Genomic DNA, 24,287 nt, shown 5'->3' on the forward strand with positions numbered 1-24,287 from the left:
CTGTGTCGCTCCACACTGGCGCCTTCTTACGTTTAACTGAGGTGCTTGCCAGCAATGCCGGCCAGCTCAAACATAGTGACTTGCGCCTTGCCGAACACCGCGAGCAGCTTGGCATCGGCGTTGATGCTGCGCTTGTCCTTGGCGTCTTGCAGGCCGTTGGCCTTGATGTAGTCCCACAGCTTTTTCATGACCTGCGGGCGCGCGATCGGCTCAGGCCCGATCACGGCTGCCAACTCGGCGCTGGGCTGCTTGCCGCTGGCGGCGGTGGTCTTGCGGGGAGCTTTGGGCTTGGCCTCTTTGACGGCAGCCGCCTTCTTTGCAGGTGCTTTTTTGGCCGTGGCGCCCGTGGTACCTGCGCGAGCTGCTACTGTTTTAGTAGCGGTTGCCTTGGCGGCCGTCTTGCGCGGTGGGAACTTGGAGGGGGCGAATTCGAAATTCACCTTGCCTTCGGCCGCATCCCAAGCCAGCATGGCCTTAAAGGCACGGCGGGTGCGCATGGAGACAAATTTCTCCAGCATGTCGGTCTTACCGGTGGCCAGCAGCTTTTGCATCTGCTCGCGCTCGATGGGCTGCTGCAGGATGATCTGGCCGCTCTTGAAGTCGCAGCTCGGGGTGGCCTGCGCATCGGTGGGCACCGACTTTTCGCAGACGTAGTTCTTGCCGTGCTCGAAAACGTTGCCGCCGCACTTGGGGCAGGCGCCCAGCGCAGTTTGTGCGCTGAAGTCGATGATTTCGCCGTCCTCTTCGCCAGCCTTGTCGTCGCCGAAGTCGAACTCCAGTTTGTAGTTTTTGGTTTCTTCATCAAACTTGATGACCATCTCCGCCACAAAAGGCCAGCCGGCTTTGGAGCGGAAGCCGTCCAAGGGGCCGATGTGCTTGTCGCGCAGGAATTGCTCTACCTCGGCCAGCTCGAAAGTGCGGCCTGCGGGCGACTTGCCGAAGGAAAAGCCGCAGCCATCGCTGTGTCCGTCTGCACCGGTGCAGGTATAGCGGCGGTAGTTTTCTTTGACGATGCCGCCGCAGTTGGGGCAAGGGGCTGCCAGGGTGGCGTAGTCACCGGGGATGGTGTCGCGGTCGTATTCCTTGGCTTTTTTGACCATGTGCTCGGTCATGGCAGCAATCTCGGCCATGAACTTCTCGCGGCTGAGCTTGCCTTGTTCCATCTGGGCGAGCTTGTATTCCCATTCACCGGTGAGCTCGGCCTTGGTCAGTTCCTGCACGTCCAGCCCGCGCAAGAGCGTCATGAGCTGGAAGGACTTGGCAGTGGGAATCAGCTCGCGGCCTTCGCGCAGCATGTACTTCTCGGCAATCAGACCTTCGATGATGCTGGAGCGGGTGGCTGGGGTGCCCAAGCCCTTCTCTTGCATGGCTTCGCGCAGCTCGTCGTCTTCCACGGTTTTGCCAGCGCCCTCCATGGCGCCGAGCAGCGTGGCTTCGGAGTAGCGTGCAGGCGGTTTGGTCTTGAGACCCTTGGCTTCTACTGTCTCGCCGCGCACCTTTTCGCCGGGCGCCACGGGCACCAGGTTCTGACCCTTGTCGCCTTCCTTGGCGTCTTCCACTTCGGCAGCGGCTTCCTTGCCGTAGATGGCCAGCCAGCCCGGCTTGACCAGCACCTTGCCTTCGGTCTTGAATGCGTGCTGGGCCGCGGTGGTGATGCGGGTGGTGACCTGATATTCCGCACTGGGGAAGAACACCGCCATGAAGCGGCGCACGACCAAGTCGTACACCTTTTGTTCCGCCTCGCTCAGACCACTAGGCGCTTGCAGGGTGGGGATGATCGCAAAGTGATCCGACACCTTGGCGTTGTCGAAGACGCGCTTGGTGGGCTTGATGTAGTTGTTGTTCAGTGCAGTCAGCGCGTGCGGTGCTAAGTGGCGCATGCCGCTGTCGGCCAACATCTCAAAGGTTTGCTTGACCACCGGCACATAGTCTTCGGGCAGGTTGCGAGAATCGGTACGCGGGTAGGTCAGGGCCTTGTGGCGCTCGTACAGGCTTTGGGCGATCTGCAAGGTGGTCTTGGCGGAGAAGCCGAACTTGCCGTTGGCTTCGCGTTGCAGGCTGGTCAAGTCAAACAACAGGGGAGAAGCCTGGGTGGTGGGCTTGCTTTCTTCGGTGACCGTGGCTTGCTGACCGCGCACAGCGTCTGCAATGGCACGGGCTTCGGCCAGAGACCAGACGCGGTCGGCCTTCTTTTCAGCGTCATCCGCGTCTTTCTTGTGGGCAGGGTTGAACCACTTGGCCGCGTACTCACCGGCCTGGGCGGCAAAGGTGGCGTGGACTTCCCAATAGTCACGGCTCACGAACTTGCGGATCAGCTCTTCACGCTCGACCACCACCGACAGGGTGGGCGTTTGCACCCGGCCCACGGTGGTCAGGAAGAAGCCGCCATCGCGGCTGTTGAACGCGGTCATGGCACGGGTGCCGTTGATGCCGACCAGCCAGTCGGCCTCCGACCGGCAGCGGGCGGCATCGGCCAGCGGTTGCATTTGGGCGTTGGTGCGCAGGTGATCGAAACCATCGCGGATGGCCTGGGGCGTCATGGACTGCAGCCACAGACGGCTCACCGGCTTGCCCAAAGGCTTGGCGCCACCAGCGTACTGCTCGATCAAACGGAAGATCAGTTCCCCTTCGCGGCCCGCGTCACAAGCGTTCACCAACTGCCCCACGTCTTTGCGCTTGGCCAGTTTGACCACGGCGTTGAGGCGGGTCTTGGTCTTGTCCACGGGCTTGAGGTCAAAGTGGGGCGGGATGACTGGCAAGTTGGCAAAGCTCCATTTGCCGCGTTTGACATCAAACTCTTCAGGCGCCTGAATCTCGACCAAGTGGCCTACGGCGCTGGAGACGACATAGTCTTCACTTTCAAAGTACTCATCGTGCTTGTCGAACTTGCCCGCCGTAGGTGTCAGCGCCCGCACAATATCTTGGGCGACCGAAGGCTTTTCTGCAATGACCAATGTTTTGCCGATAACGCTGTTTTTCATCTGATTACAATTCCGGTTGCTCGCGTGCGCACGGGCGCGCACCTACACACGCAGGCGCACGCATGTGCGCCCATACGATTCACCATACCAAATTTTTGACGCGTGTCCAAAAAATCTGCCAATACCCCCCGAGCCGCCGCCCCACACTCCACGCGCCGAATCCAAACCCGCCGCTCCGGTGTGCATGGCAAAGGCGTCTTCGCGGTGCAGGACATTGCAGAGGGCGAACGCATCATTGAATATGTGGGCGAGGTCATCACTTGGGCCGAAGCGCAACGCCGCCACCCCCACGACCCGACGGATCCTAACCACACCTTCTACTTCCATATTGATGAAAACCGGGTGATTGACGCCCTGTATGGCGGCAACTCGTCGCGCTGGATCAACCATTCCTGCGACGGCAACTGCGAAGCGGATGAAGAAAACGGGCGCATCTATATCAAGGCACTGCGCAACATCCACGCTGGCGAAGAGTTGAACTACGACTACGGCTTGATTCTGGATGAGCGCTACACACCCAAGCTCAAGGCGGAGTACCCCTGCTGGTGCGGCAGCAAGAACTGCCGCGGTACCTTGTTGGCACCTAAGAAGCGATGAGTTCCACTGTTCTTGGGGGCATGCCGTGATTGTCCGCTGGCCCAGCGAAGCAATTTGGGAGGACCTAGTGCCCTCGCTGCCTGGTTTTACGGTAGAGATCGTCCCAGAACTGGATTCCACCAACTCTGAACTCATGCGGCGCGCGCGTAATGGACTGTTTGAGCCCATTTTGCTGGTGGCTGAGCGACAGACGGCGGGGCGCGGGCGCTTGGGTCGTGACTGGGCCAGTGACACACAGCCTGCCGCTGCGGGCGCTGCATCACTTACGTTTTCTTTGGGATTGCTTTTGGCTCCGCAGGACTGGTCAGGTTTGTCTTTGGTGGTCGGCTTGGCGGTGGTGGAGGCTTTGCATCCTGGCTTGCAGCTGAAGTGGCCCAACGATGTGTGGTTGGATGAGCGCAAGCTGGGCGGCATTTTGATTGAAACAGCAACCGGTGTCGGTGATATGCGCTATGTGGTGATTGGCGTGGGCCTGAATCTGACCATGCCAGACTCTCAAGGTTTGCGCACCCCTGCTGCCGCGTTGCGCGAAGTACTGCCCGGGGTCGAAGCACCCACCGTTTTGGAGCGGGTTGTACGGCCCCTGGTGCATGCGGTTCAGCGGTTTTCAGAGACGGGCTTTGTCCCTTTTCGCGCAGCTTTTGCCAAGCGCGATGTGCTGCAGGGCCGCGATGTGTTGTGCAGCGATGGCCAGTCGGGTGCATGTCGGGGGGTAGACGGCCGTGGTGCCCTGCTGGTGCATACTGCAGAGGGGCTGGTCTCCATCACCAGTGCCGAGGTGAGCGTGCGCCCTGCGCCCGCGCCTCCTTCTCCATCTGCTTTCGGGGCGTGAACCCATGGTGCGACTGATTGTCTTGGCCTTGATTTTGGCAAACGGGGTGTACTTTGCGTGGTCGCAGGGGCTGTTGCGTGACTACGGCTTTGCGCCTACCTCGCAGAGCGAGCCCCAGCGACTGGCGCAGCAACTTCACCCCGAGATGCTGACGGTTTTAAGTGCCACGGACCTGAAGCGCATTGAGCAGCAAGTGCAGGCTGATCTTGCGCCCAAAGAGTGTTTGCGCGCAGGTCCATTTGACGATGCGCAAGCCGCTGCACTGCGCAATGTCTTGGAGGGTGCACTGCCTGCCGGTTCCTGGCAGTTGGACACGGTGACCTTACCCGCGCGGTGGATCATTTACATGGGCAAGTTTGCCAATACCGACGCGATGGCCAAAAAGAAGGCCGAACTGGCGGCCATGCGCCTCAAAACCGAGCCACTCAACAACCCCTCGCTGGAGTTGGGTCTGTCTTTGGGGGGCTTTGAGACGCAGGCTAGCGCTGGAGCCGAGTTGCAGCGGCTGAACCAGCGTGGCATCCGCACCGCGCGGGTGGTGCAAGAGCGCGAGGAAAGTCGCACCACACAGCTCAAGCTGCCAGCGGTGAACGAATCCTTGAAGGCACGCGTGGCAGACATCAAACCTGCTTTGCTGGGCCACCCACTCAAAAGCTGTTCTTAGAAGCTAGCTGCCGCTGGGCGAGAAGCGCACAGTTAGGCATGCTCCCGGCTGGGGCTGGCCGGGGCGGCAGTCGTCGATGGTGACCGTGGCTTGGTGTTGGCGTGCGATTTCCAGCACGATGGGAAGTCCCAGTCCAGAGCCATCAGCCTCGGTACCCAAGACCCGGTAAAAGGGTTGGAACACCAGTTCACGCTCCGCGGCCGGTATACCGGGACCCGAGTTTTCTACTTGCAGGACGGGGACTTTGCTAAACGGGTCTACCAACACCCGGGTGGTGATGACACCCGGTGTCTCGGCGCTAGAGGGCGTGTAGTTGATCGCGTTATCCACTAAGTTGCGGATCATTTCCTTGATCAAGGTGGGGTTGCCTGCAATCGTGCCGCCTGCGGTGCCGGGTTGCACACCTTCGTAGCCAACATCAATCTCTTTGTCCATGGCGCGGGGCGCGCAGTCGCGGGTGACTTCCATGGTGAGTTTTGCCAAATCACACGGTTGCTGCGCCAAGACCGCGCCACTGCTCTCGGCGCGAGCCAGCGCCAGCAGCTGGTTGACGGTATGGGTGGCCCGGATGCTGGAGCGGCCAATTTGGCGCAAGGACTGTTTCAGGTCTTCGGCGTTGGCTCCTTCACGTTGGGCCAAGTCGGCCTGCATGCGCAGACCCGCCAGCGGCGTTTTGAGCTGGTGCGCTGCATCTGCCAAGAACCGTTTTTGCGTGGCGATGGAGTCTTTCAGGCGCAGTAGCAAATCATTCACAGACTCTACCAATGGCGCAACTTCGAGGGGCACGGCCTGGGCGTCTAAAGCGCTCAGGTCATCAGGACTACGTGCCCGAATACGCTCTTCGAGCCGGTTCAGCGGTTTGATGGCTTGCACCAACGCGAGCCACACCAGCAGGACAGCCAGGGGCAAGATAACAAACTGGGGCAGCATCACGCCCTTCACAATTTCGGTGGCCAAGACCGAGCGTTTGTCCATGGTTTCTGCTACTTGCACCAAGGCCGGTTTGCCTTGCGCCACGTCCAGCCTGACCCACATGTAGGCTACTTTCAGATCTACGCCTTTGTATTCGGCGTCACGCATGTGGATTTCACCGACCGCCAAACGGTCGTCATCGGGGGGGCTAGGCAGGTTACGCTCGCCGCTGAGGTACTCGCCATCGGAGCCCAGTACTTGGTAGTACACCGTGTCTGCATCGTCTGCGCGCAAAAGCTCTCGGGCAGGCAGGGGGAGTGAAAACTGCGCTCGGCTCTTGTTGACCGTGATCAGCTGTGCGAGTGCCCCCACGTTGTACTCAAGGGCCCTGTCAAAGGGCTTGCCGGCTATGCCTTGCGCCACGAGCCAGGTGAGCACCAAGCTCACGGGCCACAGCAACAGTAGAGGCGTGAGCATCCAGTCCAAAATCTCCCCAAAAAGGGAACGTTGCTCACGTTGAAAGATCTTCACGTAGACGACTCCGTCAACCGTGTGGGGCCAGTGAGTGGGCTAGGCTCAGTTCGGGATCTTTTCAAGGCAGTACCCTAGGCCGCGAACGGTGGCGATGCGGATAGGGCCCTTTTCTATTTTTTTGCGTAGACGGTGGATGTAAACCTCAATGGCATTGTTGCTCACTTCTTCGCCCCATTCGCACAGGCGCTCTACCAACTGGTCTTTGCTCACCAGGCGGCCAGTGCGTTGCAGCAAGACCTCCAAGAGCCCCAGCTCTCGGGCAGATAACTCCACCATCTTGCCGTCAATCGTGGCGACTCGGCCCGCTTGGTCGTAGAGCAAAGGCCCGTGCTTGATGTTGCTGCTGCTGGCGCCCATGCCTCGCCGCACTAAAGCGCGTACGCGGGCTTCCAGCTCTTGCAGGCTAAAGGGTTTGGCCATGTAGTCGTCAGCGCCGTAGTCGAGGCCTTTGACACGTTCATCCACGCTGTCTGCCGCGGTCAAAATGAGCACGGGCAACGAAGAACCTCGCCCGCGCAATTTCTTGAGTACTTCTAGGCCGTGCATCTTTGGCAGGCCCAAGTCCAGGATGAGCAGGTCAAACTCGGTGTTGGTCATGAGGGCTGCGTCCGCCTCGGTGCCGCTTGCCACATGGTCCACGGCGGCGCCTGCACTGCGCAGCCCGCGCATCAGCCCGTCCGCCAAAACCTGGTCATCTTCAGCAATGAGAATTCGCATGTGTGTCTCCTGTATGGCGCTTGCTGTGTGTCTTGCGGTTGTGCAGCGCTCTTGGCCTATTCTAGGTCTAGCGAAGCCTGGCTCTGTGCGCCTTACTGGCTGCTGTAAGCCTCTAAGCCTATGGTGACCACGGTGACTACTTCCGCACCTATGGACTGGCGCATTTCTTCTTCTGCTTGCCGTACTGCATCTCGGTAGGCACCCAACCATGCGAGTCCAGTTGCGGTGAATTGGACCCAACGCGCGCGCGCATCGCTAGGGTCGGGGCCGCGCTCCACCATGCCCCAGGCCTCACAGGTGTTCACCAAAGCGCCCATCGCCTGTTTGCTCATGCCCGCGCGTTGCGCGAGGTCGGTCAAGCGCGCCCCGTCTGCGTTTAAGTGCCGCGTGATGTGGATGTGGGCTGCGCCCAGTTGGTCTCGTGCCACGAGGTTGGACAGGCCCAAGGACACGCCAGGGTGCTGTGCCATGAGTTGCGACACCCTGGCATCAAAGCGCGCCAAGGCCAAGCGCAACCAATGGCCGACATGGGCGTCTTGGAACGTGGGGTTCGGTGAGGATGTAGGCATGCCTCAAATAGTAAAGCAAACTGACTAAAAAACAAGATTGTGCGTTTGCAAACAGCGTTGTAAACTACTGTTCAAGTATCCAGCCTGTATTTAAAACCACTGTTTATCTGACGCCTTGTACGCCCCATTTTTTAGGAGAATTTCCATGGACGCACCCGTTAAAGCCCCTGTTAATGCTGAAAAAGCCAAAGCCCTGCAAGCTGCCCTGGCCCAGATTGAAAAGCAGTTTGGCAAAGGCACCATCATGCGCTTGGGTGAGGGCGAGGTGATTGAAGACATCCAAGTGGTGTCCACCGGCTCCTTGGGGCTGGACATTGCCCTGGGCGTGGGTGGTCTGCCCCGTGGCCGCGTGATCGAAATTTATGGCCCAGAGTCCAGCGGAAAAACTACTTTGACCCTGCAAGTGATTGCCGAGATGCAAAAGCTAGCCGGCACCTGCGCATTTGTGGATGCTGAACATGCCTTGGACATTCAATACGCCCAAAATCTGGGCGTCAATCTGCAAGAGTTGCTGATCAGCCAACCCGATACCGGTGAGCAAGCATTGGAGATTGTGGATAGCTTGGTGCGCTCCGGCGCGGTGGATTTGATTGTGGTGGACTCCGTGGCTGCCTTGACGCCCAAGGCAGAGTTGGAAGGCGAAATGGGTGACTCCTTGCCTGGTTTGCAAGCCCGTTTGATGAGCCAAGCCCTGCGCAAGCTCACCGCCCACATCAAAAAGACCAACTGCACCGTTATCTTCATCAACCAAATCCGCATGAAGATTGGTGTGATGTTTGGCAGCCCTGAGACCACTACGGGTGGCAATGCGCTGAAGTTCTACGCCTCCGTGCGTTTGGACATTCGTCGCACCGGCACCATCAAAAAGGGCGAGGAATCTATCGGCAACGAGACCAAAGTCAAAGTGGTCAAGAACAAGGTCAGCCCTCCGTTCAAAACCGCCGAGTTCGACATTTTGTTTGGTGAAGGTATCAGCCGCCACGGCGAGATCATCGACATGGGTGTGAACGCCGGCATCTTGGAAAAGTCGGGTGCTTGGTATGCCTACAAGGGCGAAAAAATTGGCCAAGGCCGTGACAACTCCCGTGAGTTCTTGCGCGAAAACCCAGACTTGGCCATTGAGATTGAAAACAAGGTGCGTGAGTCACTCGGTATTCCTTTGCTAGCCGTGGATGTTGCGCCTAAGGCCAAAGCGTCTTCCAAGAAGCAAGATAAAGCCGAAAAGGCAGAGTAAGCCCATGTGGATTGCGCAAGCAGCTCTCATTGTTGTAGCGCTATTGCGTAAGTTCCAAGGGCGGCACTGATGGCGATGCCACCCTTGTCGCTCAAAGGCCGGGCCTTGCGCTTGCTCAGCGGGCGCGAGTACTCGCGCGCTGAGCTAGAAAAGCGCTTGCAAAGCTACGAAGAAGAGCCCGGGAGTTTGGCGCTGGCCTTGGATGATTTGCAGTCCAAAGGCTTTATCAGCGAGCAGCGCGTTCTGGAGTCGGTGGTCCATAGGCGGGCCTCCAAGCTCGGGGCATCACGCATACGCCAAGAGTTGCACAGCAAAGGCCTGGCCCCTGAGGCAGTGGCGCAGGCGGTCGACCAGCTGCGTGCCACCGAGCTAGAGCGCGCCAAAGAGGTTTGGCGCAAAAAGTTTGCAGAACCCGCCCTAGACCCCGCAGGCCGCGCCAAGCAAATGCGCTTTCTCGCCGCGCGCGGTTTTGGTGGCGACACCATTCGCCGGGTGGTCGCTGGCGACGATGACTAGTGCCAAAAAGTGGCACTAGCGCTCATGGATACTGGGAAGCCAGCTATCAATAGCATAGTGCGCGAGATGGGGGTCTAGGCCTTACAGGTCCAGCATCAGCTTCAAGTTTTGCACCGCCGCGCCACTGGCGCCTTTACCCAGGTTGTCCAGCCGGGCCACCAGCACAGCGTGGGCAAAGCCATCGGCCTTGGCGTCATTGGCAAACACACGCAGCTCCATCTTGTTGGTGTTGGCCAGCGCCACGGCGTCTAGTTTCAAGTCGGCGGTGGCGGGTTCTACCGTGACCCACTCGCTGCCCGCGTAGTGCGTTTGCAGTGCGGCATGCAAGTCTTGGGCGGAGGGCGCGCCGGGCAAAGTGTCCAAATGCAAAGGCAGCTGCACCAGCATGCCTTGGGCAAAGTTGCCGACTGACGGCGTGAACAGCGGTCTGCGGGTCAAGCCCGTGTAGCGCATGATTTCGCCAATATGCTTGTGCTTAAGCCCCAGGGCGTAGAGCTCCATGGGTGGTGCGTTGCCTTGTTCATAGGCCTCAATCATGGTGCGCCCGCCGCCCGTATAGCCGCTGATAGAAGGGAGGCACACCGGGAAATCGGCGGGAATCAAGCCCGCATCTACCAAAGGGCGCAGCAGGGCAATGGCACCTGTGGCGTAGCAGCCGGGGTTAGACACCCGCCAAGCGGATTGCACAGCTTGCGCCTGACCTGCACACAGTTCTGGAAAGCCATAGACCCAACCGTCTGCGGTGCGGTGGGCGGTTGACGCATCAATGATGCGGGGGCCTGCTGCACCGGTTTCGGCGTTCATAGCGTCGATGATGGCCACGGTCTCTTTGGCTGCGTCGTCGTGCAGGCAAAGCACGACCAAGTCAGCCTGGGCCAACAACGCGCGCTTGGCGGCGGCGTCTTTGCGCAGGGCCGGGTCAATGCTGATGAGCGCAATGCCAGCCATGGTTTGTAGCCGGTCGCGGATTTGAAGACCGGTGGTGCCAGCTTCGCCGTCAATAAATATCTTCTTCATATTGGGTGCTAAATAGAGTTAAATGCGGCTTAAATCCGTGCTTCAAACAAGCCCGAGAACCGTGCTTGTAAGGCGCCAACAAGGTTTGTGCGACGCAACATGATACATTTCCCCTGTTAAACGTCCGGTGCCGTGGGCATACCCCAGTGGTATTGCAGCACGGTGAAAATCATCCGTTCCTGAGAGAGCCCTCATGAAGATTCACGAATACCAAGGCAAGGAAATCTTGCGCCAATTCGGTGTGCCCACTCCCCGCGGCATTCCGGCTTTCACGGTGCAAGAAGCCGTGGAAGCAGCCCAAAAATTGGGAGGTCCTGTCTGGGTGGTCAAAGCCCAAATCCACGCGGGAGGGCGCGGCAAGGGTGGTGGCGTGAAGGTCGCCAAGTCCATCGAGGATGTGAAGCGTCTGGCGGGCGAAATTTTGGGCATGCAGCTCAAGACCCACCAAACCGGCCCTGAGGGGCAAAAGGTTCGCCGCCTGTACATTGAAGACGGCGCAGACATCAACAAAGAATACTACGTGTCCATCGTGACTGACCGTGCCACGCAGAAGCTGGCATTTATCGCGTCAAGCGAAGGCGGCATGGACATTGAAGAAGTGGCGCACTCCACGCCCGAGAAAATCATCACTGAGTTCATCGATCCCTTGACAGGTCTCAGTGATGAACAAGCCAAGAAAATTTCCGACGGTATTGGCATGCCTGCCGACTCCACGGCACAAGCGGTGGACATCTTCCAAAAGCTCTACAAGTGCTACATGGACACTGACGCGTCTTTGGTGGAAATCAACCCACTGAACCGCGACAGCAAAGGCAATGTGATGGCTTTGGACGCTAAGTTCAACTTCGACGCCAACGCATTGTTCCGCCACCCCGAGATCGTGGCTTACCGCGATCTGGACGAAGAAGATCCGGCCGAAGTGGAAGCATCCAAGTTTGACTTGGCCTACATCAGCTTGGACGGCAACATCGGTTGCTTGGTCAATGGTGCGGGTTTGGCCATGGCCACCATGGACACCATCAAGTTGTTTGGTGCTGAACCCGCCAACTTCTTGGACGTGGGCGGCGGTGCTACCCCTGAAAAAGTGACAGAAGCCTTCAAGATCATGTTGAAGAACGACAAGGTCAAGGCCATTTTGGTCAATATCTTCGGCGGCATCATGAAGTGCGACACCATTGCCACCGGCGTGATCACCGCTTGTAAGGCAGTGAACTTGAGCGTGCCTTTGGTGGTTCGCATGAAGGGTACCAACGAAGAGCTGGGCAAAAAAATGCTGGCCGAGTCTGGTTTGCCCATCATCAGCGCCGACACCATGGCCGATGCGGCACAAAAAGTGGTAGCCGCCGTCAATGCCGCAGCCTAAGGAATAGAACCATGTCGATTCTTATCAATAAAGACACCAAAGTTATCACCCAAGGTATTACTGGCAAGACTGGCCAGTTCCATACCGAAAAATGCCAAGAATACGCAAACGGTAAAAATTGTTTTGTCGCTGGCGTGAACCCCAAAAAGGCGGGTGAGTCGATTTTCAATATCCCGATCTACGCATCGGTGAAGGAAGCTGCCACACAAACTGGCGCTACCGTGTCCGTGATCTACGTGCCACCGGCTGGTGCAGCCGCAGCCATCTGGGAAGCCGTAGAAGCCGATCTGGATTTGGCCATTTGCATCACCGAAGGCATTCCAGTCAAAGACATGCTCGAAGTGCGTAACCGCATGAAAGCCAAGGAAGCCGCTGGCGGCAAAAAGACCTTGCTGTTAGGACCCAACTGTCCAGGTCTGATTACGCCTGACGAGATCAAGATCGGCATCATGCCGGGTCATATCCACCGCAAAGGCCGCATCGGCGTGGTGTCACGCTCTGGCACATTGACTTACGAAGCGGTTGCGCAACTGACTGAAATTGGCTTGGGTCAATCGTCTGCGGTTGGCATTGGTGGTGACCCCATCAACGGCTTGAAGCACATCGACGTGATGCAGGCGTTCAACGATGATCCGGACACCGACGCCGTGATCATGATTGGCGAAATCGGTGGGCCTGACGAAGCAGAGGCTGCTCGCTGGTGCAAACTCAACATGAAGAAGCCTATCGTCGGCTTTATCGCAGGTGTGACCGCGCCTCCCGGCAAACGCATGGGCCACGCTGGCGCTTTGATTTCCGGCGGTGCAGACACTGCTGACGCGAAGCTGGCCGTGATGGAAGAGTGCGGTTTCAAAATCACACGCAATCCGTCTGAAATGGCGAAGCTGTTGAAAGCAATGCTGTAGTTTTTCTGACAACCCTTGCGCAAGCTAGGTCGGCTTGACGTAACCTAAAGTGCCCCGACGGATGTTTGGGCACTTTTTTTTTGACACGATACGAGGTGGGTATGGAGCTCTTAGCAAGCGCGGATTTTTGGATCAGTCTGATCGAAATCGTCTGGATCAACATCATTCTGTCCGGAGACAACGCTGTTGTGATCGCACTGGCAGCACGTTCGCTGCCTGCCGAGCAGCAGAAAAAAGCCGTAATGTTTGGTTCTGGGGCTGCGGTAATCTTGCGCGTGGGCCTCACCTTGGTCGCCGCCACACTTATGCAACTGCCCTACTTGCAAATCGTGGGGGGGTTACTCCTGCTGTGGATTGGGGTGCAACTGATCACCGGTGAAGAAGGCGGTGAAGGCGAGTCAAGTACTACCAGTTCCCTCATGGGCGCTGTGCGCACCATATTGATCGCAGACTTGGTCATGAGTTTGGATAACGTCATTGCCGTCGCTGCCACGGCCCATGGCAATATGGTCCTTCTTGTGTTGGGCCTAGCAATTAGCATTCCTCTGGTGATCTTCGGGAGCACATTGATGATACGCATCATGGAGCGCTTCCCATTTATCGTGACGCTAGGCGCTGCTTTGATTGGCTGGGTGGCTGGCGGAACGATTGTGAGCGACGTCTCCTTGCAGGCGCAGTTGGCAAGCTATCACTGGCTGCACTACGTGGCTGCGGCAGTGGGGGCGATCGCCGTGCTGGGTATCGCAAGCCTAGTCAAACGCAAAAACGCGTCAGCGCCCGTTTGAGTCGATACCGATCTGTTGTCGTTCAGACGGAAGTTTTCAGGAACTTACGGCCGATTTTGCCAAAAAGTTGCTTGTGGAACCCATAAGCATCTGATAACGTTGCCTGTTAACTCGCGCCGCAAGTGCGGGTATCGTTGTGGGCGCTACTGTCTACTCACCGGATAGCAACACTTAGCGAAGGCGGCACGTGGCGACATCATCTTCAAAAAAATCAGTCGGTTTCTGGAAAACAGATTGGTTTGCTGGCTTGGCCATCGTGATTGCTGTGTTGGCCCTGCATGTGGGGACCGATTTCATTGGCGTGCTGGAGCGCAAGTTTTACGACTACGCCAGCACTACCACGACACGCCAACCGTCTGATCGCATTGCAGTCATTGCGATCGACGACCAAAGCATCGCCAATATAGGGCGCTGGCCTTGGCCGCGTAGCGTGCACGCCAAGCTCATTGACAAGTTGGCAGAAGCCAAAGCCAAGACCATTGTTCAGACCACCTTCTTTTTTGAGCCCCAGGTTGATCCTGGCTTGGCATTCATTCGCCAGATGAAGCAAGCGCTGGAGGCCGGTGCTGACGCGGGAGCAACAAACACACAACTCGCCCAAATCATTGCCAACGCAGAGTTGAGCTTGGACTCTGACTCAGTGTTGGCGGCAAGCATCAAGAACGCGGGCAATGTCTTGCTGCCATCCACCTTCATCTTGGGCAACCCACAAGGCAACGCTGACAGCGCCTTACCTCCCTATGTGTTGGCCAGCACGATCAAAGACGCCAACGGTTATTCCATACCCGCAGTACGCGGCCAGTACCCGATTGAGTCGATGGGTGCCGCTGCGCAAGGGGTTGGTCACTTAAACCAATTCCCTGATGTCGATGGCGCAGTGCGCACCGAACCCTTGCTGGTCAACTACTACGGAAATGACGTGCCGTCCATGGCGCTATTGGCCGCAGCCAAAAGTCTGAACCTCACCGCTGATGATGTGAAACTCAATGCGGGTGAGTCTGTGCAGCTTGGTAAGCTGCGTGTGCAGACCGATGAGGCTGCATTGATGTTGCCCCAGTTCTATCGAGGCAAAGACGGGAAGCCGGCGTTTGCCGTGGACTCCTTCTTTGACGTACTCAATGGCAATATACCTGCCAGCAAATACGCCAACAAAATCGTCATCATTGGTGCGACCGCAGCAGGTGTTGGAGTGCAGTTTCCTGTGCCAGGCAACCCAGCGTTGTCGCCTGCTGAGACCATTGCACACATCACCTCCAGCATTTTGAATGAGCATTTCATTGTTCAGCCAGCTTGGGGCCTGTGGGCAACACTGGGGCTGTTTCTTGTCGTGGTAGCCTATGTGCTAGCTGGAATACCTCGGCTCTCGGCAGGTGTGGCCGCTAGCGTGACTCTGACCGGCTTCCTAGCGCTACTTGTGACCGAATTTTTGCTCTTGTCCAATGGGGCGATCTGGCTCAAATTGGTGTTCCCGGCAGCGCTGCTCGCCATGGGCCATCTTGCATTGACTACCAAACGATTTCTGGTCACAGAAGCCGGCAAATTGAAGTCAGATGAAGAGTCCGCCGAGACCAATCGCATGATGGGGCTGGCTCTACAGGGGCAAGGGCAACTAGACATGGCGTTTGACCGGTTTCGGCGCGTGCCCATGGGCGCTGATGTCATGGAAAACCTTTACACACTGGCCCTAGACTTTGAGCGCAAGCGCCAGTTCAACAAGGCTGGGGCGGTTTACGAGCACATGGCTGCCTACGACAAGTCGTACAAAGATATACAAGCCAAAATCAATCGCGCCAAGAATCTCTCTGAGACCGTCATGCTGGGAGGTGCTTCAGGGCACCTAGGTGGCACCATGTTGCTGAACGAAGGGGCTGTCGAAAAGCCCATGTTAGGGCGCTACCAAGTCGAGCGCGAATTGGGCAAGGGCGCGATGGGGGTCGTTTACGCAGGCAAAGACCCCAAAATTGGGCGCGTTGTCGCGATCAAGACCATGGCCTTGAGCCAAGAATTCGCCGGCGACGAGTTGGTGGATGCCCGAGAACGGTTCTTCCGGGAAGCCGAGACTGCTGGGCGCCTTCAGCATCAAAACATCGTCACGATTTTTGATGCGGGCGAAGAGCACGATCTGGCCTACATAGCCATGGAGTTTTTGAAAGGGAAAGATTTGTCGGAACACTGCAAGTCCGACAACTTGCTCCCGGTGTCCACAGTGCTCAGCATTGTTGAACGTGTGGCACAAGCCTTGGCCTATGCCCACCGCCAAAGCGTTGTCCATCGTGACATCAAGCCCGCCAATATCATGTACGAGATGCAAAGCGATACCGTCAAGGTCACCGACTTTGGCATCGCTCGTATTACGGACTCTAGTAAAACAAAGACGGGATTGGTGCTGGGTACGCCTAGCTTTATGTCGCCCGAGCAGTTGGCGGGCAAAAAAGTGGATGGCCGGTCGGATCTGTATTCGCTGGGCGTCATGCTGTTTCAATTACTTGCTGGGGTGCTTCCCTTCCGAGGGGAATCGATGGCGGAGCTGATGTATAAAATTGCCAATACAGAGGCAGCAGACATTAGGACGGTCAGGCCGGAACTTTCTGCAGCCTTGGCAGCCGTGGTTGCCAAGGCCTTGGTCAAAACACCGGAACTCAGATACCAAAATGGACAGGAATTTGCCGATGACCTTCACGGGGCCATGAACGCCAGCCCGACGGTTGCCGCTTCAGCTACTGCAAGCCTGGACGCACCGGCCAAAGAAGGCGCTTTTGAACGCACCGTCTCTTCGTTTGCACAGCATACGATTCCTATGGTGCCCAAAGGTACTACCGATATTGAAATATAAGAACATGAAGTACAGCTTCTACGCAAAGACAGATCCGGGGCGGGCGCGAGAAAACAACGAAGACTCTGTCGTCTTCGACGATGCGACCCATGTTGCTGTCCTCGCAGATGGAATGGGGGGCTACAACGCGGGTGAAATAGCCAGTGGCATGGCGACTGCATTCATCAAATCAGAGCTCCATCGCTGGTTGCTGGAGGTTAGTGCTGATGCGTCAGATCGAGACGTCAGACGGGCCGTAGAGCTGTGCGTTGAGAATGCCAACCGATCGATCTTCAACGCCGCAAACTCCAATAACCAGTACACAGGGATGGGGACCACACTGGTAGTTGGCGTTTTTCGGGGGCGCAAGCTGTTGCTAGGCCACATCGGCGACTCGCGTTGCTACCGGCTGCGCGCCGGGATCCTCACGCAAATCACCAAGGATCATTCCCTCTTGCAAGAGCAGATTGATGCGGGTTTACTGACAGCTGCACAGGCCGTCAACTCCCCTATCAAGAACTTGGTTACGCGCGCCTTGGGCGTGGATGAGGTTGTGTTGCTTGAGATCCATGAGCATGTTGTCGAAACTGGTGACCTCTATGTCATGTGTTCTGATGGGCTGTCTGATATGGTCGACGATGAGGCGATCGCTAAAATCATATCCACGGACAGAGATTTGCAGCAAATGTCAGATGCTTTGGTGAACGCTGCCAATGACGGTGGGGGCCGTGACAACATCTCTGTGCTGATGGTGGGGGTGACCGAATCGGCCGAAAAACGCGGGCTTATCGCAAGATGGCTTGGCAAATAAACATATAACGTGTTTTCACAATTCAATTATGTAAGAAGGGGTCGGTCATGCCAAAAATGATCGTGTCGATCGATGAGGTCGTAATCAAAGAAGTTCAACTCACCAAGGACAGAACGACCTTGGGGCGTCGGCCGTACAACGACATCGTGATCGACAATCTCGCAGTGAGCGGCGAGCATGCTGTCCTGCAGATGACCGGTGGTGACGTTGTTTTGGAAGACTTAAACAGCACCAATGGCACCTATCTCAATGGCAAGGCAATCAAAAAGCAACAACTCCAAAACGGTGACACGGTAGAAGTTGGCAAGTACAAGATCAAGTTCGTTGGCGACAGCGCAGCCAATAACTTTGACAAAACCATGGTCGTCATGGCGCGCCCAGCGGGTGCTAAGGCTGTGTCAGGGCTTGCCAGTGCAACGTCTAACGCCCCCACCGTCATGAGTGACTCGTCGGGCATGGGTGCTTTTCATGCCGCCATTAAAGTCTTGTCGGGTACTGCGTCTGGCAGAGAGGTCCCACTCACCAAGGTGGTAACCACAGTCGGCAAGCCAGGCGTCGCTGTTGCAGCCATTACCCGCCGCCAGGCCGGGTTTGTGGTGCACCATGTCGAGGGCGCTGGCAATCCTACATTGAATGGGGCGCCGATCAACCAAACACCTGTTGCGCTCAAGTCAGGTGATGTGATCGAGCTTGCGGGAACCAAGATGCAGTTCATGCTGCTGTAAGCAGCTCTTTGGGCCTGCTTGTTCAAGCACCATGTTTTGCACGGGCAGCGCCCTATGAAGGCCATTTCCAAGCATTGGGCCAGAATTGCGGTCACCTTGCTGCCGTTGTTCTTGGCGCTACTGCACGCTGTGGGCATGTTGCCCATCGGTGTTATTGGGCAGCTAGACAATGCCATCTACGACGCGCGGCTGCGGGCCACCAGTCCTAAGACATTGGACAAACGCATTGTCATTGTTGATATTGACGAAAAAAGCTTAGCTGCAGTTGGGCACTGGCCATGGGGCCGTCATCGCTTGGCAGAGTTGGTGAACCAGTTGTTTGAGCAGCACCACATCGCCCTGCTAGGGTTTGACGTGGTGTTTGCCGAAGAGGACGACAGCTCCGGGCTGAAAACCCTCAAGGCGCTTGCAGACCATGAACTCAAAGCCTCTCCCGAGTTCGCCCGGGCCTTGGAAAAGATAGAGCCCACCTTAGATTTTGACGCCGCGTTCGCTAAGGCCCTGGCTTCAAGGCCCATTGTGTTGGGCTACTACCTTAACCAAGGCAAAGCTTCAGGCGTGCTGCCGGCACCTGCGCTGCCCTTGGAGGCACTGCAAGGGCGCAAACTGCCTTCAACGCAATGGCGTGGCTACGGCTCCAACATTGCAGCATTGGCCGCTGCTGCCCCACGTGCGGGGCATTTCAACACCCTGCCTGACGCAGATGGGCTGGTTCGCTCCTTGCCCATGTTGGCCGAGGTCCAGGGCCAAAACTACGAGTCATTGTCCTTGGCCATGTTCCGGTACTTGGCCGGATCACCAGACCTAAGGCCGGGCTTCACCTCGGACCGTTTCTTCTCACGCACCTACCAGACGGTGGACCGCTTGCTGTTGCAAGTGGGTGAAAAATCGCTTGCGGTACCTGTGGATGAGCGCCTTTCCTCACTGGTGCCGTACCGAGGCCCAGGTGGCCCAACGGGAAACTCGTTTCAGTACGTGTCGGCGGTGGATGTGCTAGAAAACCGCGTCCCTGCTGACACTTTGCGGGACAAGATTGTCTTGTTAGGCACAACGGCACCGGGTTTGCTGGACCTGCGGGCCACCCCTGTCGGGGAAGCCTATCCGGGGGTGGAGGTGCACGCCAACGCTATTTCTGGGTTCTTAGATGGCAAGATATTGGTCAAGCCTGACTACGCTTTGGGCTATGAAGTGGTGGTGTTGCTCTTATCGGGGTTGATCCTGGCTTTTGGCCTGCCATTGCTCGCGGCCCCTATGGCCGTTGGGCTCAGTGTTGCTGTGTTGGCAGGCCTTACCGCGCTGAATTTTTGGCTTTATACCCAGTTCGGTTTGGTGTTGCCGCTGGCTTCGAGCTTGTGTATGGCCTTTACTGCTTTTGCGTTGAACATGAGTTACGGCTACTTTGTGGAAAGCCGGGCCAAGCGTGATTTGGCCAACCTTTTTGGAACTTATGTGCCGCCCGAGCTCGTCGACGAAATGCTGAAAGAGCCCGAGAGTTACAGCATGCAGGCCACCAATCGGGAACTGACGGTCATGTTTTGCGACATGCGCGGGTTCACGAAGATGTCGGAAAGCATGCCCCCTACCGAACTTCAAGCCCTGCTCACGGGCGTTTTTGGCAAGCTGACCGACATCATTCGCAGTAACCTTGGCACGATCGACAAATACATGGGCGACTGCGTCATGGCATTTTGGGGGGCGCCTGTGGAGTCTTCGCAGCATGCCCAGTTGGCCGTGAAGGCCGCTTTGGAAATGGCGCAGGCAGTCCACACCATCAATGCCGAGCACCGCGCACGGGGCTTACCCGAAATCGGCATCGGAATCGGCTTGAACACCGGAGTCATGTGCGTGGGCGATATGGGCTCCCATATCCGCAAGAGCTACACCGTCATTGGGGATGCAGTGAATCTGGCATCGCGTCTAGAAGGCCTGTCCAAGGTCTACGCAACCGACATTGTGGCCAGCGAGTCCACACGCAAGCAGGCCGGCGCAATGCTATGGCAAGAGTTAGACAAAGTTCGCGTCAAGGGCAAAGACCAAGCGGTTGCTATCTTTAGGCCCATGCAGGGGACCATCGAGGGGAGCTTCACTACCCAAGACGCGCTCAAGCTGTGGGGGCAGTTTCTCAAGGCCTACCGTGCGCAGCAATGGGACCAAGCGGATGTTGCTTTGTTGAACTTGCAAAGACAAGACGCTACCAATGCCTTGTATCGTTTGTATGTGGAGCGGGTGGCCACCTTGCGCCTGTTGCCGTTTGACCCGCATTGGGACGGTGCGACCAACTTCGAAACCAAATAAGACCAAACTATGAAGATACGCGTGTTGGGGTGTTCCGGTGCCATAGCCAAAGACTGCCGAACCACGTCGTTCTTGGTCGGGGATGATGTCTTGGTGGATGCTGGCACGGGTGTGGGAGATCTCACTTTGGAGCAAATGCGCCGCATTGACCATGTGCTGCTCACGCATTCGCACTTGGACCATGTCGCAGCCTTGCCTCTGATGGTGGATGCCACTGCGTCGCAACGCCAACAGCCCGTGACCATCCACGCCTTGGCTGGCACCATCGCCGCCTTGAAAGCCCATATCTTTAACAACGTCATATGGCCTGACTTCAGCGCAATTCCCTCGGTCGCCGCACCGTTTATACGCTTTAGCGAGATCACTATTGGGCAAACGCTGCAACTGGGTGCTACAACTATTGAAGTGCTCCCCGCCGTACACACGGTGCCTGCAGCAGGGTTTGCCATCAGCCAAGGGCAAGGGTACTGGGTGTTCACCGGTGATACAGAAAAGAACCCTGCGCTTTGGCAGCGCCTCAATCAGCTCGATGTGTCCATGCTGGTCATCGAAACAGCGTTTAGCAACCGTGAAAGCAAACTGGCCGAAGACAGCCTGCATCTCTCGCCACGCGCCTTAGCGCAAGAGTTGGACTGCATTGCACCAGGCAAGCAGTTCCCCATCTACATCACCCATACCAAGCCGGCTGAAACCGAGCAAATCATGAACGAAATTCAGCGGTTTGACCAAACCCAGCCCATGGGCGCGCATGTGAGCCACGATATTCGCTGGTTGCGTGCTGGCCAGGAGTTCGAACTATGAGCGACACCAAAACCGCAGCCGTGGCAGCCAAGGCAGCGGAACTCGCGTTTTACGAGTCGCAAAAGTTGCCCTCCAAAAAACGCGGCGTCACCTTTGAGGCCTTGTTTTATAGGCAACTGCACCATGTCACCGCCCGTATCCACGACACGGAAAACATCGAGCAAATCATGCTCGAAACCAGTAAAGACATTTGCAAACTGCTCAATGCCGACCGGCTCACGCTTTACGCGGTGAGCCCTGATGGGGCGTCCATCGTCTCCAAGGTAAAAACCGGCCTTAACACCACCAGCGACCTCAAGCTCCCGATTACCCCCCAAAGCATTGCAGGCTACGCAGCCTTCAGCCGCGCACCGTTGAACTTAGCTGATGTGTACGACGATGCAGCGCTCAAGCAAATTCATCCTTCGCTCAGTTTCTTAAAGCTGGTGGATACGCGCTCAGGCTACCGTACCCGACAAATGCTGGTAGCCCCCATCTTGGACGGAGACAGGCTGCATGGCGTACTGCAGGTCATCAACAGCAAAAGCGATGAGCCCTTTGGAGACCTAGAGGTCGATGGTGTCACTGAACTGTGCAAAACCCTGGCAACCGCCATGCGCCAGCGCGCAGCGCGAGCGGAAGAGGGGGCGCGTAAAAAAGCGACCAAGTTTGATGGCTTGGTAGCCGAAGGCATTCTGACCGACGCCGAACTGGGCCAGTGCATTCAAGACGCGCGCAACGAGGGCACCCATGTAGAGCACCTGCTGATGGCGCAGTACAAAATCAAGCCACAACAAATTGGGCCATCACTCTCCAAGTTCTTTGGCGTGCCGTACGAGCCTTTTGTCTCTAGCCGCATCCGTTCCGAAACACTGCACGGTGCGCTTAAGCGAGAGTTCATTGACGAACAAGGTTGGGTGCCCTTGGAGGAGTCGCCTGCGGGGCTGGTCATCATGTGCGTGGACCCAGAAGCCGTGCGTGGCTCACGCGTGGTGCCGCAGGTGTTCCCGCGAATCACCAAATTTGCCTACCGAGTCACCACGCAAACCGAGTTTCAAGAAACCTTAGCCCAGTTGTTTGGTGGCGCAGCAGACAGCAGCACCATTGACCAACTGTTGGCCGACATGGACGGCGGCCCTATTGATGATGGGTCTAACGACGACTCCTTAGAGTCTGCCGCGGCCGACAATGAGCTCGTCAAGTTTGTGAACAAGGTGATCATTGATGCCTATAACCAAAAGGTGTCTGACATCCACATCGAGCCCATGCCGGGTAAGTTCAAGACTGGCATCCGCTTTCGCATTGACGGCACCTTGGTCCCGTATGTGGAAGTGCCGGCCCACTTTAGGCAGGCCATGGTCACACGCCTCAAGATCATGTGCGACCTAGACATCTCAGAGCGCCGCAAGCCGCAAGACGGAAAAATCAAGTTCAAAAAGTACGGTCCCTTGGACATTGAGCTGCGGGTTGCCACCATTCCTTCGGCAGGCGGAGTTGAAGATGTGGTCATGCGTATCTTGGCGGCGGGCGAGCCCATACCGCTGGACAAGCTAGGCCTCACGCCCCACAACAAAGAGCGTGTCATTCGCACCATCGAAAAACCCTATGGTTTGTTCTACGTGTGCGGCCCCACGGGCTCTGGCAAAACCACCACGCTGCACTCAATCCTCAAACACCTTAACACGCCAGACACCAAAATCTGGACCGCCGAAGACCCGGTAGAAATCACGCAAAAAGGCCTGCGCCAAGTTCAAATCAACCGCAAAGCGGGCATTGACTTCGCCTTGGTCATGCGGGCGTTTTTGCGTGCCGACCCCGACATCATCATGGTGGGTGAGTCGCGCGACAAAGAAACCGTGGCCATGGGCGTGGAGGCCTCGCTTACCGGCCACTTGGTGTTTTCCACCCTGCATACCAACTCGGCACCAGAGTCCATCACACGCTTGCTAGACATGGGCATGGACCCGTTTAACTTTGCCGACGCCCTCTTGGGCATCTTGGCCCAGCGCTTGGCCAAAAAGCTCTGTGACTGCAAGCAAGCCTATGTGCCCGACGCCGAAGAACTTACGCTATTCGCGGCGGAGTACGCCGAAGAACTCCGCCACAGCGTCGCCTGGAAGCGCGACCACGTTGGCGAAGCGCAAAAGCTCATGGCAAGCTGGCAGACCAGCTACGGCCAAGAAGGCAAACTGCACTTCTACCGCGCCGTAGGCTGCGCCAAATGCAACCAAACTGGTTACAAAGGCCGCATAGGCTTGCATGAGTTGCTGATTGCGGACGATGGCATCAAACGCTTGATCCAAGAACGCGCCCGGGTGGCAGAGCTATTTGCTGCCTCAGTAGAAGGCGGCATGCGCACCCTCAAGATGGACGGCATGGAAAAAGTCATGATGGGTTTGACCGACATCAAAATGGTTCGGCAGGTGTGCATCAAGTAAGGTGCAAGCCCTTGGGGTGACAAAAGTGTCAGGTTGCTGAAGTGACTCTGCCAATTTAAGGCACGCAAAAGCGATATTTGCAGGCCATTTGGCTGACTTATGGGCGGTATCGGGGCTGAATAAAGCTGGCACGAATGCTGCTGATTAGTTGGGTCAGTCTTTCTTTCTATCCATCTCAAGGAGTTTCAAATGAAGCGTTCTATGCAAAAGGGTTTTACCCTGATCGAATTGATGATCGTGGTTGCGATCATCGGTATCTTGGCCGCCGTGGCATTGCCTGCGTATCAAGATTACACCTCACGCGCACAAGCGACTGAAGGCGTGAGCTTGTTGGCGGGTTTGAAGATTCCAACCTCTGAAGCTTTGTCCAACAATGCCTTGGCTCAAGCTTGCAGCACTGATAAGTCTGTGGCAGAAGTTGCTGAAGTTAAGGATGGTAACGGCGTTGTCACTACAGCTTACGTGGCCCCAAAAATCGCTGGAGCCCTGGCAGTTGAAAATAATGTCGTATTGTCGGGTAAATACGTGGAGAAAATTGAAGCTTCTGTTGTTGGAACAACTTGCGCATTGACAGCAACATTCCGCGCCACAGGCGTAGCCGATAAGCTGACGGGTAAAAAAATTCGCTTTACCTATGACCCAGCTAACGGTAGCTGGATTTGCACTACCAATGTCAACGCATCTATTCGTCCTAAGACCTGCAGCGAAGGCGCAGTCTAATTGAATTTCAACGATCAATTAAAGCCACGAATGGCTTTGATTTGAGGTTAAAAAAGGACGTGTGCATCACGTCCTTTTTT

20 protein-coding genes are annotated in these 24,287 nt (G+C 56.8%); 15 read left to right on the forward strand and 5 right to left on the reverse strand.

The genetic code is table 11. The features are described from left to right. Positions 1–32 precede the first annotated feature (32 nt). On the reverse strand, positions 33–2,981 hold the full coding sequence (locus tag EXZ61_RS01000; protein ID WP_425353597.1) for a DNA topoisomerase III: 2,949 nt from the start codon (positions 2,979–2,981) through the stop codon (positions 33–35). 102 nt (positions 2,982–3,083) lie between these two features. Here EXZ61_RS01000 and EXZ61_RS01005 point away from each other — a divergent pair, with 102 nt between their 5' ends. The 3 genes from EXZ61_RS01005 (at position 3,084) to EXZ61_RS01015 (ending at position 5,074) form a co-directional block, all read left to right on the forward strand. Further along, on the forward strand, positions 3,084–3,578 hold the full coding sequence (locus EXZ61_RS01005) for an SET domain-containing protein (protein ID WP_142808316.1): 495 nt from the start codon (positions 3,084–3,086) through the stop codon (positions 3,576–3,578). A gap of 67 nt (positions 3,579–3,645) precedes the next feature. Beyond that, on the forward strand, positions 3,646–4,410 hold the full coding sequence (locus EXZ61_RS01010; RefSeq protein ID WP_237219047.1) for a biotin--[acetyl-CoA-carboxylase] ligase: 765 nt from the start codon (positions 3,646–3,648) through the stop codon (positions 4,408–4,410). A 4-nt stretch (positions 4,411–4,414) separates the two neighbouring features. Then, the gene (locus EXZ61_RS01015; protein WP_142808318.1) at positions 4,415–5,074 is read left to right on the forward strand and encodes an SPOR domain-containing protein; all 660 of its coding nucleotides are present in this window, start codon (positions 4,415–4,417) and stop codon (positions 5,072–5,074) included. Positions 5,075–5,077: 3 nt separating this feature from the next. Here the strand turns inward: EXZ61_RS01015 and EXZ61_RS01020 are convergent, their stop codons facing one another. The 3 genes from EXZ61_RS01020 to EXZ61_RS01030 all read right to left on the reverse strand — a co-directional run bounded on the left by EXZ61_RS01020 (position 5,078) and on the right by EXZ61_RS01030 (position 7,806). Further along, complete coding sequence (locus EXZ61_RS01020) at positions 5,078–6,517, reverse strand: sensor histidine kinase (RefSeq protein WP_142808319.1); 1,440 nt, start codon at positions 6,515–6,517, stop codon at positions 5,078–5,080. A gap of 45 nt (positions 6,518–6,562) precedes the next feature. Next, entirely contained in the window at positions 6,563–7,237 is a 675-nt protein-coding gene (locus EXZ61_RS01025; protein WP_142808320.1) for a response regulator, read from the reverse strand. 92 nt (positions 7,238–7,329) lie between these two features. After that, a complete protein-coding gene (locus EXZ61_RS01030) occupies positions 7,330–7,806 on the reverse strand; it encodes a MarR family winged helix-turn-helix transcriptional regulator (protein ID WP_142808321.1) in 477 nt (158 codons plus the stop codon). A 145-nt stretch (positions 7,807–7,951) separates the two neighbouring features. Between EXZ61_RS01030 and recA the strand changes: the two genes are divergently transcribed. Then, a complete protein-coding gene (gene recA, locus EXZ61_RS01035) occupies positions 7,952–9,040 on the forward strand; it encodes a recombinase RecA (protein ID WP_142808322.1) in 1,089 nt (362 codons plus the stop codon). A gap of 69 nt (positions 9,041–9,109) precedes the next feature. After that, positions 9,110–9,556, forward strand: coding sequence for a recombination regulator RecX (recX, locus tag EXZ61_RS01040; protein ID WP_425353598.1), 447 nt, complete (start codon positions 9,110–9,112; stop codon positions 9,554–9,556). 81 nt (positions 9,557–9,637) lie between these two features. On the opposite strand, the gene argC is transcribed toward recX, so the two are convergent. Continuing rightward, positions 9,638–10,573 carry an N-acetyl-gamma-glutamyl-phosphate reductase gene (argC, locus tag EXZ61_RS01045; RefSeq protein WP_142808323.1) on the reverse strand — a complete coding sequence of 312 codons (936 nt, stop codon included), beginning with the start codon at positions 10,571–10,573 and terminating at the stop codon, positions 9,638–9,640. Positions 10,574–10,766: 193 nt separating this feature from the next. On the opposite strand from argC, the gene sucC reads away from it, so the two are divergent. The 10 genes from sucC (at position 10,767) to EXZ61_RS01095 (ending at position 24,207) form a co-directional block, all read left to right on the forward strand. Further along, positions 10,767–11,936 (forward strand): ADP-forming succinate--CoA ligase subunit beta, encoded by a 1,170-nt coding sequence (gene sucC / locus EXZ61_RS01050; RefSeq protein ID WP_142808324.1) that lies wholly within the window; start codon positions 10,767–10,769, stop codon positions 11,934–11,936. 11 nt (positions 11,937–11,947) lie between these two features. Beyond that, on the forward strand, positions 11,948–12,841 hold the full coding sequence (gene sucD, locus EXZ61_RS01055) for a succinate--CoA ligase subunit alpha (RefSeq protein ID WP_142808325.1): 894 nt from the start codon (positions 11,948–11,950) through the stop codon (positions 12,839–12,841). 101 nt (positions 12,842–12,942) lie between these two features. Next, the gene (locus tag EXZ61_RS01060; RefSeq protein ID WP_142808326.1) at positions 12,943–13,626 is read left to right on the forward strand and encodes a TerC family protein; all 684 of its coding nucleotides are present in this window, start codon (positions 12,943–12,945) and stop codon (positions 13,624–13,626) included. A gap of 187 nt (positions 13,627–13,813) precedes the next feature. Beyond that, positions 13,814–16,459 carry a CHASE2 domain-containing serine/threonine-protein kinase gene (locus EXZ61_RS01065; protein WP_142808327.1) on the forward strand — a complete coding sequence of 882 codons (2,646 nt, stop codon included), beginning with the start codon at positions 13,814–13,816 and terminating at the stop codon, positions 16,457–16,459. A 4-nt stretch (positions 16,460–16,463) separates the two neighbouring features. Beyond that, the gene (locus EXZ61_RS01070) at positions 16,464–17,249 is read left to right on the forward strand and encodes a Stp1/IreP family PP2C-type Ser/Thr phosphatase (protein ID WP_142808328.1); all 786 of its coding nucleotides are present in this window, start codon (positions 16,464–16,466) and stop codon (positions 17,247–17,249) included. Positions 17,250–17,296: 47 nt separating this feature from the next. Beyond that, positions 17,297–17,974: an FHA domain-containing protein gene (locus EXZ61_RS01075; RefSeq protein WP_142808329.1), complete on the forward strand. Its 678-nt coding sequence runs from the start codon at positions 17,297–17,299 to the stop codon at positions 17,972–17,974. Positions 17,975–18,028: 54 nt separating this feature from the next. Beyond that, entirely contained in the window at positions 18,029–20,269 is a 2,241-nt protein-coding gene (locus EXZ61_RS01080; protein WP_142808330.1) for a CHASE2 domain-containing protein, read from the forward strand. A gap of 9 nt (positions 20,270–20,278) precedes the next feature. Further along, positions 20,279–21,070, forward strand: a complete 792-nt coding sequence (locus tag EXZ61_RS01085) for an MBL fold metallo-hydrolase (protein ID WP_142808331.1) — start codon at positions 20,279–20,281, stop codon at positions 21,068–21,070. Further along, complete coding sequence (locus tag EXZ61_RS01090; RefSeq protein WP_142808332.1) at positions 21,067–23,487, forward strand: GspE/PulE family protein; 2,421 nt, start codon at positions 21,067–21,069, stop codon at positions 23,485–23,487. Before EXZ61_RS01085 ends, EXZ61_RS01090 begins: the two co-directional genes overlap by 4 nt. Before the next feature lie 189 nt (positions 23,488–23,676). Then, entirely contained in the window at positions 23,677–24,207 is a 531-nt protein-coding gene (locus EXZ61_RS01095) for a pilin (protein ID WP_142808333.1), read from the forward strand. Positions 24,208–24,287: the final 80 nt, after the last annotated feature.

Source organism: Rhodoferax aquaticus, from assembly GCF_006974105.1.
GTDB lineage: Bacteria > Pseudomonadota > Gammaproteobacteria > Burkholderiales > Burkholderiaceae_C > Allorhodoferax > Allorhodoferax aquaticus_A.

Excerpts from the sequence above, each read along its gene's own strand:
- EXZ61_RS01000 (WP_425353597.1), bottom strand. The coding sequence starts at position 2,981 with ATGAAAAACAGCGTTATCGGCAAAACATTGGTCATTGCAGAAAAGCCT.
- EXZ61_RS01015 (WP_142808318.1), top strand. The coding sequence starts at position 4,415 with ATGGTGCGACTGATTGTCTTGGCCTTGATTTTGGCAAACGGGGTGTAC.
- EXZ61_RS01025 (WP_142808320.1), bottom strand. The coding sequence starts at position 7,237 with ATGCGAATTCTCATTGCTGAAGATGACCAGGTTTTGGCGGACGGGCTG.
- EXZ61_RS01030 (WP_142808321.1), bottom strand. The coding sequence starts at position 7,806 with ATGCCTACATCCTCACCGAACCCCACGTTCCAAGACGCCCATGTCGGC.
- recA (WP_142808322.1), top strand. The coding sequence starts at position 7,952 with ATGGACGCACCCGTTAAAGCCCCTGTTAATGCTGAAAAAGCCAAAGCC.
- recX (WP_425353598.1), top strand. The coding sequence starts at position 9,110 with ATGGCGATGCCACCCTTGTCGCTCAAAGGCCGGGCCTTGCGCTTGCTC.
- argC (WP_142808323.1), bottom strand. The coding sequence starts at position 10,573 with ATGAAGAAGATATTTATTGACGGCGAAGCTGGCACCACCGGTCTTCAA.
- sucC (WP_142808324.1), top strand. The coding sequence starts at position 10,767 with ATGAAGATTCACGAATACCAAGGCAAGGAAATCTTGCGCCAATTCGGT.
- sucD (WP_142808325.1), top strand. The coding sequence starts at position 11,948 with ATGTCGATTCTTATCAATAAAGACACCAAAGTTATCACCCAAGGTATT.
- EXZ61_RS01060 (WP_142808326.1), top strand. The coding sequence starts at position 12,943 with ATGGAGCTCTTAGCAAGCGCGGATTTTTGGATCAGTCTGATCGAAATC.
- EXZ61_RS01070 (WP_142808328.1), top strand. The coding sequence starts at position 16,464 with ATGAAGTACAGCTTCTACGCAAAGACAGATCCGGGGCGGGCGCGAGAA.
- EXZ61_RS01075 (WP_142808329.1), top strand. The coding sequence starts at position 17,297 with ATGCCAAAAATGATCGTGTCGATCGATGAGGTCGTAATCAAAGAAGTT.
- EXZ61_RS01080 (WP_142808330.1), top strand. The coding sequence starts at position 18,029 with ATGAAGGCCATTTCCAAGCATTGGGCCAGAATTGCGGTCACCTTGCTG.
- EXZ61_RS01085 (WP_142808331.1), top strand. The coding sequence starts at position 20,279 with ATGAAGATACGCGTGTTGGGGTGTTCCGGTGCCATAGCCAAAGACTGC.
- EXZ61_RS01090 (WP_142808332.1), top strand. The coding sequence starts at position 21,067 with ATGAGCGACACCAAAACCGCAGCCGTGGCAGCCAAGGCAGCGGAACTC.
- EXZ61_RS01095 (WP_142808333.1), top strand. The coding sequence starts at position 23,677 with ATGAAGCGTTCTATGCAAAAGGGTTTTACCCTGATCGAATTGATGATC.